General features: G+C 66.6%; 9 protein-coding genes and 1 pseudogene. All 10 read right to left on the minus strand.

The genetic code is table 11. The annotated features are described in order from the left end of the window. Window positions 1–1,068 (minus strand): NADH-quinone oxidoreductase subunit L (locus tag ACIQ6S_RS13650; RefSeq protein ID WP_397608833.1); only part of this gene is annotated, 1,068 nt, incomplete at its 3' end. Window position 1,069: 1 nt separating this feature from the next. Beyond that, on the minus strand, window positions 1,070–1,375 hold the full coding sequence (nuoK, locus tag ACIQ6S_RS13655; protein ID WP_297866729.1) for an NADH-quinone oxidoreductase subunit NuoK: 306 nt from the start codon (window positions 1,373–1,375) through the stop codon (window positions 1,070–1,072). Next, window positions 1,372–2,025 carry an NADH-quinone oxidoreductase subunit J gene (locus ACIQ6S_RS13660; protein WP_397608834.1) on the minus strand — a complete coding sequence of 218 codons (654 nt, stop codon included), beginning with the start codon at window positions 2,023–2,025 and terminating at the stop codon, window positions 1,372–1,374. Before ACIQ6S_RS13660 ends, nuoK begins: the two co-directional genes overlap by 4 nt. A gap of 9 nt (window positions 2,026–2,034) precedes the next feature. Continuing rightward, entirely contained in the window at window positions 2,035–2,523 is a 489-nt protein-coding gene (gene nuoI, locus ACIQ6S_RS13665; RefSeq protein ID WP_298340327.1) for an NADH-quinone oxidoreductase subunit NuoI, read from the minus strand. A gap of 21 nt (window positions 2,524–2,544) precedes the next feature. Then, window positions 2,545–3,612, minus strand: coding sequence for an NADH-quinone oxidoreductase subunit NuoH (gene nuoH, locus ACIQ6S_RS13670; protein ID WP_397608835.1), 1,068 nt, complete (start codon window positions 3,610–3,612; stop codon window positions 2,545–2,547). Continuing rightward, entirely contained in the window at window positions 3,612–5,918 is a 2,307-nt protein-coding gene (gene nuoG, locus ACIQ6S_RS13675) for an NADH-quinone oxidoreductase subunit NuoG (RefSeq protein WP_397608836.1), read from the minus strand. Before nuoG ends, nuoH begins: the two co-directional genes overlap by 1 nt. Beyond that, the gene (gene nuoF / locus ACIQ6S_RS13680) at window positions 5,915–7,279 is read right to left on the minus strand and encodes an NADH-quinone oxidoreductase subunit NuoF (protein WP_397608837.1); all 1,365 of its coding nucleotides are present in this window, start codon (window positions 7,277–7,279) and stop codon (window positions 5,915–5,917) included. Before nuoF ends, nuoG begins: the two co-directional genes overlap by 4 nt. Before the next feature lie 8 nt (window positions 7,280–7,287). After that, the gene (gene nuoE, locus ACIQ6S_RS13685) at window positions 7,288–7,815 is read right to left on the minus strand and encodes an NADH-quinone oxidoreductase subunit NuoE (RefSeq protein WP_297875313.1); all 528 of its coding nucleotides are present in this window, start codon (window positions 7,813–7,815) and stop codon (window positions 7,288–7,290) included. Beyond that, window positions 7,812–9,068 (minus strand): NADH-quinone oxidoreductase subunit D, encoded by a 1,257-nt coding sequence (locus tag ACIQ6S_RS13690; RefSeq protein WP_397608838.1) that lies wholly within the window; start codon window positions 9,066–9,068, stop codon window positions 7,812–7,814. The genes nuoE and ACIQ6S_RS13690 overlap by 4 nt, the downstream gene beginning before the upstream one ends. Window positions 9,069–9,071: 3 nt before the next feature. Further along, window positions 9,072–9,244, minus strand: a pseudogene (locus ACIQ6S_RS13695) (NADH-quinone oxidoreductase subunit C); the annotation flags it as partial.

A 9,244-nucleotide genomic window follows, 5' to 3' on the forward strand; every position in this document is an offset into this window, starting at 1 on the left:
CACCGCCGCGCCGTAGGCCGACACACCGAGCGCCACCGTCATGTAGCCGAGCTGGGACAGCGTCGAATACGCAACCACGCGCTTGATGTCGTTCTGCACCATGCCGATGAGGCCAGTGAACAGCGCCGTCGTCGCACCGATGAACAGGATGAACTGCAGCGCCGAGGGCGACAGCTCGAACACCGGCGACATGCGGCTCACCATGAAGATGCCGGCGGTCACCATCGTCGCCGCGTGGATCAGCGCGGAGATCGGCGTCGGGCCCTCCATCGAGTCGGGCAGCCAGACGTGCAGCGGCACCTGCGCCGACTTGCCCATCGCGCCGATGAACAGGCAGATGCCGATGAAGGTCATGGCGTCGATGTTCCACGCCGGGACCTGCAGCCCGAGCAGGCTGAACTCGTTCCAGAACGTCAGCACCTGGCCCGGGCCGCTGGTGACCTGCGCGAACACCGTCGCGTAGTCGAGCGAGCCGTAGTAGTAGAGGACCGCCGCGATGCCGAGCAGGAAGCCGAAGTCACCCACGCGGTTGACGATGAACGCCTTCATGTTGGCGAACACGGCCGTCGGGCGCTTGTACCAGAAGCCGATAAGCAGGTAGGACACGAGGCCCACCGCTTCCCAGCCGAAGAACAGCTGCAGGAAGTTGTTGCTCATCACGAGCATCAACATCGAGAAGGTGAACAGCGAGATGTAGCTGAAGAAGCGCTGGTAGCCCTCGTCCTCCGCCATGTAGCCGATGGTGTAGATGTGCACCAGCAGCGACACGAAGGTGACGACCACCATCATCATCGCCGTCAGGCGGTCGACCATGAAGCCGATATGCGCCGAATAGCCGCCGATATCGAAGAAGGTGTAGAGGTTCTGGTTGTAGGGGTCGGCACCACCGAACCATAGCTGCCACAGCACCTGGATGGAGAGCGCGCAGCTCAGCGCGACGCCAGCAATGGTGACGGTGTGCGCGCCGGCGCGGCCGACCTGGCGGCCGAACAGGCCGGCCACGATCGAGCCGAACAGCGGCGCGAGGGCGATCAGCAGCAGGACGTTCGTCGAAAGGGTGTGTTCCATGTCAGCCCTTCATCGCGTCGAGTTCGGCCACGTTGATCGTCCGCGTGTTGCGGAAGAGCGTGACGAGGATGGCCAAGCCGATGGCGGCTTCCGCCGCGGCGACCGTCAGGATGAAGAACACGAACACCTGTCCGTGCACGTCACCGAGGAAGCGCGAGAACGCGACGAAGTTGATGTTCACCGCCAGCAGCATCAGTTCGATGCACATCAGCAGGACGATGACGTTCTTCCGGTTGATGATGATGCCGGCGACCGACAGCGCGAACAGGATCGCGCCCAAGGTCAGGAAATGGCCGAGAGTGATCATGCGTCGCCCTCCTCGCGGCGGACTTCCGCCGCCATCTTGATCACGCGCACGCGATCCTCCTTGCGGACGGCCGACTGCTTGGCCGGGTCCTGGTGGCGGGCGCCCGGACGGCGGCGAAGTGTCAGCATCACGGCGGCGAGGATCGCGACGGTCAGCAGGACGGCCGCGACCTCGAACGGGAAGAGGTATCCCGAGAACAAGGCCCGTCCGATCCACTCCAAGTTGGAGCACGGTTCGAACGCGGCGACACCCGCCGATGCGCAGTTGACCGCAGACGCGGGGTCCGCGGACGGGAACGCGACGTTGCGCTTGCCGGTGGTGACACCCAGCAGCACCAGCATCTGGATGAACATCAGGCCCGCGACGGTCGCCGCCGCGGGCAGGTAGCGCGCGAAGCCCTCGCGCAGCGGTGCCGTGTTGATGTCGAGCATCATCACCACGAACAGGAACAGCACCATGACGGCGCCCACGTACACGAGCACCAGGGCGACGCCAAGGAACTCTGCCTGCAGCAGCAGGAACAGGCAGGCAGTCGAGAAGAAAGTCAGCACGAGGCAGAGCACCGCGTGCACGGGGTTCTTGAACAGGATGACGCCGAGGGCCGAAGCCACCGCCATCGCCGCGAAGAGGTAGAACGCGATCAGTTCCATCGTCTGTCCTCAGCGGAAGGCCGAATCGGCGGCACGGCGTTCGGCGATTTCCGCCTCGAAGCGGTCGCCGATGGCGAGCAGCTGCGGCTTGGTGACGATGTTCTCGCCGCGCTTCTCGAAGTGGTATTCGTGGATATGCGTCTCGACGATCGAATCGACCGGGCAGCTCTCCTCGCAGAAGCCGCAGAAGATGCACTTGAAGAGGTCGATGTCGTAGCGCGTCGTGCGGCGGGTGCCGTCGGCGCGGACGTCGGAGTCGATGGTGATGGCCAGCGCCGGGCAGACCGCCTCGCAGAGCTTGCAGGCGATGCAGCGCTCTTCGCCATTCGGGTAGCGGCGAAGCGCGTGCAGGCCGCGGAAGCGCGGCGACTGCGGGAACTTCTCGTACGGGTAGTTGATCGTGTACTTCGGCTTGAACATGTACACGAGGGTCAGCCATAGGCCCTGGAGGAGTTCCAGGAGCAGCAGGCTCTTCAGGTAGGCGATCGCGCGATTCATGGAGTGGCCTCTGCCCTGCCCTTACTGGCCGATCTCGAACCAGCCGGCGTAGGCCATGGCGGCCACGACGAAGGTCCAGACGATGGTGATGGGAATGAAGACCTTCCAGCCCAGACGCATGATCTGGTCGTAGCGGTAGCGCGGGAACGTCGCGCGGAACCACACGAAGCTGAAGGCGAACAGGAAAGCCTTGATGAACAGCCACCACGGCCCGGCGACGCCGAGGACCGGCACCGATTCCGGGAACGGCGACAGCCAGCCGCCGAGGAAGAACAGCGCGGCGAGGAAGCTGATCAGGATCATGTTCGCGTATTCCGCGAGGAAGAAGATCGCGAACGCGGACCCCGAATACTCGACGTGGAAACCGGCCACGATCTCCGACTCGCCTTCGGCGACGTCGAAGGGCGCGCGGTTGGTTTCGGCCACGCCCGAGATGAAATAGACGACGAACAGCGGAAGCAGTGGCAGCCAGAACCATTCGAACAAGCCGGCGTCGCCTTTCTGGGCGTGCACGATCTCGGTGAGGTTCATGGTACCGGCGGCGACCAGCACGCCGACGAGCGCAAAGCCCATCGCAATCTCGTAGCTGACGACCTGCGCCGCCGAGCGCAGCGCACCGAGGAAGGCGTACTTCGAGTTCGAGGCCCAGCCGCCGATGATCACGCCGTACACGCCCATCGACGTGAGCGCGAGCAGCACCAGCAGGCCGGCGTCGACGTCGGCGATGACGAGGCCCTCGCCGAAGGGCATCACTGCCCAGGCCGCGAAGGACGGCGCCAGCGCGATCAGCGGGGCGAGGCGATGCAGGAAGGCGTTCGCGCTCGAAGGCACGATGCTTTCCTTGAACAGCATCTTGAAGACGTCGGCGAAGGCTTGGATGACGCCGAGGCCCGGCACCAACTGGCCGATGAACACGGGCCCGTGCCGCACGTGCATCCAGCCGATGACCTTGCGCTCGAGCAGCGTGTAGAACGCCACGGCGATGGTCAGCGAGATCATCAGCGGGACGATCTTGACAAGCATCCACGCCACCGAACCGGCGGCGCCGAACTCGAGCAGAAAGTCGCGAAGCGGAGCGAAGAGTTCCATCAGGCACCCGCCTTGGTGATCGTCAGCGCACCGTGCGCGGCCAGCGGCGCGGTGGCCGGATAGCCCGACTCGACCCACGCCGCGCCCTTGGCGATGCGAGCGTTCAGGCGGACCGGCAGGGCGGCATGGCCGTTGGCGTCGGCGACCTTGGCGATGGCGCCCTCGGCGAGGCCGAGATCCGCCGCGTCCTCGGGATGCAGTTCAACGCCCTGCCCCTTCGTGAGCGGATGGTCGTTGAGGGACGTCGAACGACGGAGCTGGGCATCGATGCGGTAGACCGGCGCGGTCGCGAGCCGTTCGATGCCGGAGACCGCGGCGAGCGCCGACAGTCCCGCGCCCGAAGCGACCGCGTTCGGCGCCATCGATTCGCGCAGCGCGCCGAGGTCCATGTGGCCGAAGCCAGCAATGCCCATCGCCTCACCGAGGGCGCGCAGCACGCGCCAGCCCGGACGGGCCTCACCGCGCGGCTTGCCGCCGGCACTGGTGAACTGCACGCGACCATCGAGGTTGGTGTAGCTGCCTTCCGTCTCCGTGCCGGCGGCGATCGGCAGGATCAGGTCGGCGACCTGCTTCAGCGACTCGCTGGCATACACGGAGAACGCGACGACCTTGGCGGCCGACAGGGCCTTGAGCGCGGCCGTGGCATCGGCGAAGTCGTAGGCTGGCTCGACGTTGTAGAGCACGTATCCGGCCTTGGCCTTCGCGAGCTGCGTGCTGGCGTCATGGCCAGCGACCGGCAGGACGTCGTGCTGCGCGAGACCGAGCGCGTTGGCGCCCTGCGGGACGCGGTTCAGCGTCGCTCCGGTCGCCTGCGCGATGGCGCGAGCCGCCACACGCAGGTGCGAGGCATTGGCGTGCGTCTCGGCGATCTCGCCGAGCACGATGGTGCCGGCTTGGGCGTTCTTCAGCGCCTCGGCGATGCCGGCAAGCGCCGGATCGTCGATAGCCGCCGCGACACCGCCCGGCAGAGAGGCAGCGAGCTTGGCTGCGAGGGCCGCAAGCACGCCCGGCAGCCTCGACGGGGCCACGATCGCCTTGCCGGCGAGCGCGTGCGCGACCGGGAAGTCGACGGGGTTGATCGCAAAGATCTTGGCGCCCTTCTTGGTCGCCTTCAGCAGGCGCTGGTGCAGCAGGGGCACTTCGTGGCGGAGGTTCGTGCCGACCAGCAACACCACGTCAGCCTTCTCGAGGTCGGCGGCGCTGCGGCCAAACGCCTCGGCCACCGGCGCGTCGGCGAAGTCGACCTGTGTCAGGCGGTGGTCGATGTGCGGGCTGCCGAGACCCTTCGCGAAGCGCGCCAGCGATGCGCCTTCTTCGTTCGAGGCCGAGGGGTGCACCAGCACGCCGGTGTCGGCGCCGCTGGCCTTGAGCATCGATGCGGCAAGGCCGAGCGCCTCGTCCCAGCCGATCGCCTTCCAGCTGCCGTCCGCCTGCTTCGCCAGCGGCGAGGTGGCGCGGTCGTCGCTGTACAGGCCTTCATGCGAATAGCGGTCACGGTCCGACAGCCAGCATTCGTTCACCGCTTCGTTCTCGCGCGGGACGATGCGCAGCACCTCGTTGCGGCGGACGTGCAGGAAGAGGTTCGAACCGAGCGCGTCGTGCAGGCCGATCGACTCGCGCGCGACCAGTTCCCACGGGCGGGCCTTGAAGCGGTAGACCTTGTTGGTCAGCGCGCCGACCGGGCAGACGTCGATGACGTTGCCGGACAGCTCGCTCATCAGCGGCTTGCCGTCGTAGGTGCCGATCTGCAGGTTCTCGCCGCGGTACATGCCGCCGAGTTCGTACGTGCCGGCGACATCGGCCGTGAAGCGGACGCAGCGCGTGCAGTGGATGCAGCGCGTCATCTCGGTCGCGACCAGCGGGCCCAGGTCCTCGTCGGCCACGACGCGCTTGCGCTCGACGTAGCGACTGACCGAACGGCCGTAACCCATCGAGACGTCCTGCAGCTCGCACTCGCCGCCCTGGTCGCAGATCGGGCAATCCAGCGGGTGGTTGACCAGCAGGAACTCCATGACGTTGCGCTGCGCATCGAGGGCGCGCTTCGTCTGGGTGGTGACCTTCATGCCCTCCATCACCGGCGTGGCGCAGGCCGGGGCGGGCTTCGGCATCTTCTCGACGTCGACCAGGCACATGCGGCAGTTGGCCGCGATCGGCAGCTTCTTGTGGTAGCAGAAGCGCGGGATCGCGATGCCGGCATTGTCCGCGGCCTGGATGATCATCGAGCCCTTCGGCGCCTGCATCGGCACGCCGTCGATCTCGATGTTCACCACGTCGGTGGCGGGGGCGGTGGGCGTGGCGGCGCTCATGCGGCCTTCTCCGTGACGACGCCGGCGGCCTGGTCATCGACCAGGAAGCGCTTGTTGACGATGGCGTACTCGAACTCGCTCCAGAACTGGCGCAGGAAGCCCTGCACCGGCCACGCGGCGGCCTCACCGAAGGCGCAGATGGTGTGGCCTTCGATCTGGCCGGCAGCGGCCTTCAGCATCTGCAGGTCGTCGAGCGTCGCCTTGTGTTCGACGATGCGGGTGAGCATGCGGTACATCCAGCCTGTGCCCTCGCGGCAGGGCGTGCACTGGCCGCAGCTTTCCTTGAAATAGAAGCGCGCGATGCGGTGGCAGGCGCGCACCATGCAGGTGGTCTCGTCCATCACCACGACCGCACCCGAGCCAAGGCCGGAGCCGGCTTTCTGGATGCTGTCGTAGTCCATGGTCAGGCCGAGCATGACGTCGCCCGGCAGCACCGGCATCGACGAACCACCGGGGATCACGGCCTTCAGCTTGCGGCCGCCGCGGACGCCACCCGCCATCTCGAGCAGGTCCTTGAAGGGCGTGCCGAGGCGGATCTCGAAGTTGCCGGGCTTGGCGACGTGGCCGGAGACCGAGAAGATCTTCGGGCCGCCGTTGTTCGGCTTGCCGAGGTTGAGGAACCACTCCGCGCCGTTGCGGATGATGGCCGGCACCGAGGCGTAGGTCTCGGTGTTGTTGATCGTGGTCGGACGGCCGTAGAGGCCGAAGTTCGCCGGGAACGGCGGCTTGTAGCGCGGCTGGCCCTTCTTGCCTTCCAGCGACTCCATCAGCGCGGTTTCTTCGCCGCAGATGTAGGCGCCGGCGCCCAGCGCCGAGTACATGTCCACGTCGATGCCGCTGCCCTGGATGTTCTTGCCCAGCCAGCCGTTCGCGTAGGCCTCCTTGAGCGCCTCCTCGAAGTGCTCGAAGGGCTCGTGGTGGAACTCGCCGCGCATGTAGTTGTAGGCGGCCGTCGAACCGGTGGCGTAGCAGGCGATGGCCATGCCCTCGATCACCGCGTGCGGGTTGTAGCGCAGGATGTCGCGATCCTTGCAGGTGCCCGGCTCGGATTCATCCGAGTTGCAGAGGATGTACTTCTGCCCCGGCGCGTTGCGCGGCATGAAGCTCCACTTGAGGCCGGTCGGGAAGCCGGCGCCGCCGCGGCCGCGCAGCGAACTCTGCTTCACCTGGTCGATGATCTGCTCGGGCGGGATCTTCTCGGCGAGGATCTTGCGCCAGGCGGCGTAGCCACCCACCTTCAGGTAGTTCTCGTACGACCACGGCTTGTCGAAATGCAGCGTGGTGTAGACGACCTGGTGCTCCTGCGGCGCGGAGCCGACGGGGCCGGTGGCGTGGGAAGCGTGCGAACCGTGGTGTGCCATGCGTGGCCTCACTTCAACTCGTCGAGGATGGCGTCGACCGAGGCCGGCGTCAGCTTCTCGTGGTAATGGCCGTTGACGACCATCATCGGGGCGCCGGCGCAGGCGGCGAGGCATTCCTCTTCCACCTTCAGCCAGACGCGACCGTCGGCGGTCGACTCGCCGTTCTTGATGCCGAGCTTCTTCTCGCAATGGCGGACGATGTCCTCGCCCCCGTTGAGCCAGCAGCTGATGTTGGTGCAGACGGCGACGACATTCCGACCCACCGGCTCGAGCGCGAACATCGAGTAGAAACTCGCGACTTCGTAGGCCCAGACCGGCGGGATGCCGATGTACTTGGCGACGGCGGCGATGAGCTCGTCGGTCAGGAAGCCCTGGTTCTGCTCCTGCGCGGCGATCAGCGCCTGGATGACGGCGCTGCGGCGGCGGTCGGCGGGGAAGCGCGCCAGCCACTCCTCGATGCGGGCGCGGGTGGCGTCCGACAGCGCGACCATCGGGTCGACGTGCTGGCAGGCCTCGAAATTGCCCGTGGCTTTCATCGGTCGATCTCTCCGAACACGACGTCGTAGGTGCCGATCATGGCGACGACGTCCGACAGCATGTGGCCCTTGACGATGGCGTCCATCGAGCTCAGGTGGGCGAAGCCCGGGGCGCGCAGCTTGAGGCGGAACGGCTTGTTGGCGCCGTCCGAGACGAGGTAGGCGCCGAACTCGCCCTTCGGGGCCTCGACGGCGGCATACACCTCGCCCGCGGGCAGCGAATAGCCCTCGGTGAACAGCTTGAAGTGGTGGATGAGGGCTTCCATGTCGCCCTTCATCAGCTCGCGCTTCGGCGGCGCGACCTTGTAGTTGTCGACCATCACCGGGCCGGGGTTGGCGCGCAGCCACGCGACGGCCTGCTTGATGATCCGCGCCGACTGGCGCATTTCCTCGACGCGAACCAGGTAGCGGTCGTAGCAGTCGCCGTTGACGCCCACGGGGATGTCGAAATCGACGTCGGCATAGCAGGCGTAGGGCTGCTTCTTGCGCAGGTCCCACGCGAAGCCCGAGCCGCGCAGCATCGGCCCGGTCATGCCCCAGGCCAGCGCCTGCTCCGGCGTGACGATGCCGATGTTGACGGTGCGCTGCTTCCAGATGCGGTTGTCGGTGAGCAGGGTCTCGTACTCGTCGACGCGCTTCGGAAAGTCATCGGCGAACGCATCGAGGAAGTCGAGCATCGAGCCTTCGCGCCACTCGTTGATGCGCTTGAGCTCCTTGCCCTTGCGCCACGGCGACTCGGCGTACTTCGGCATCGTGTCCGGCAGGTCGCGGTACACGCCGCCCGGGCGGTAGTAGGCCGCGTGCATGCGCGCGCCCGACACCGCCTCGTAGCAGTCCATCAGTTCCTCGCGCTCGCGGAAGGCGTAGAGGAACATCGCCATCGCGCCGAGGTCGAGGCCGTTGGTACCGACCCACATCAAGTGGTTCAGGATGCGGGTGATCTCGTCGAACAACGTGCGGATCATCTTGGCGCGCGGCGTCGGCTCGATGCCGGCGAGGCGCTCGATAGCCATGACGTACGCGTGCTCGTTGCACATCATCGAAACGTAGTCGAGGCGATCCATGTAGCCGATCGACTGGTTGTACGGCTTCGACTCGGCGAGCTTCTCGGTGCCGCGATGCAGCAGGCCGATGTGCGGGTCGGCGCGGCGGACGGTTTCGCCATCCATCTCGAGCACGAGGCGCAGCACGCCGTGGGCCGCCGGATGCTGCGGCCCGAAGTTCATCGTGTAGTTGCGGATTTCCTGGGTCATGGCTCAGGCCTTCTTCGCCGCGGCTTCCGACGCCGCCTGGTGCCAACGCGAGTCCTCGCGCACCACCTTCGGCACGCCCACGCGGGGCTCGACCGAGGTGACGGGCTCGTAGACCACGCGCTGCTTCTCGGCGTCGTAGCGGACTTCGACGTTGCCGATCAGCGGGAAATCCTTGC

It is taken from the genome of Silanimonas sp., from assembly GCF_044377035.1.
Lineage (GTDB): Bacteria > Pseudomonadota > Gammaproteobacteria > Xanthomonadales > Xanthomonadaceae > Silanimonas.

What these genes read in the sequence shown, in the direction of transcription:
- nuoI (WP_298340327.1), bottom strand. Translation starts at nt 2,523, where the DNA reads ATGAATCGCGCGATCGCCTACCTGAAGAGCCTGCTGCTCCTGGAACTC.
- nuoF (WP_397608837.1), bottom strand. Translation starts at nt 7,279, where the DNA reads ATGGCACACCACGGTTCGCACGCTTCCCACGCCACCGGCCCCGTCGGC.
- nuoK (WP_297866729.1), bottom strand. Translation starts at nt 1,375, where the DNA reads ATGATCACTCTCGGCCATTTCCTGACCTTGGGCGCGATCCTGTTCGCG.
- nuoE (WP_297875313.1), bottom strand. Translation starts at nt 7,815, where the DNA reads ATGAAAGCCACGGGCAATTTCGAGGCCTGCCAGCACGTCGACCCGATG.
- ACIQ6S_RS13690 (WP_397608838.1), bottom strand. Translation starts at nt 9,068, where the DNA reads ATGACCCAGGAAATCCGCAACTACACGATGAACTTCGGGCCGCAGCAT.
- nuoG (WP_397608836.1), bottom strand. Translation starts at nt 5,918, where the DNA reads ATGAGCGCCGCCACGCCCACCGCCCCCGCCACCGACGTGGTGAACATC.
- ACIQ6S_RS13660 (WP_397608834.1), bottom strand. Translation starts at nt 2,025, where the DNA reads ATGGAACTGATCGCGTTCTACCTCTTCGCGGCGATGGCGGTGGCTTCG.
- nuoH (WP_397608835.1), bottom strand. Translation starts at nt 3,612, where the DNA reads ATGGAACTCTTCGCTCCGCTTCGCGACTTTCTGCTCGAGTTCGGCGCC.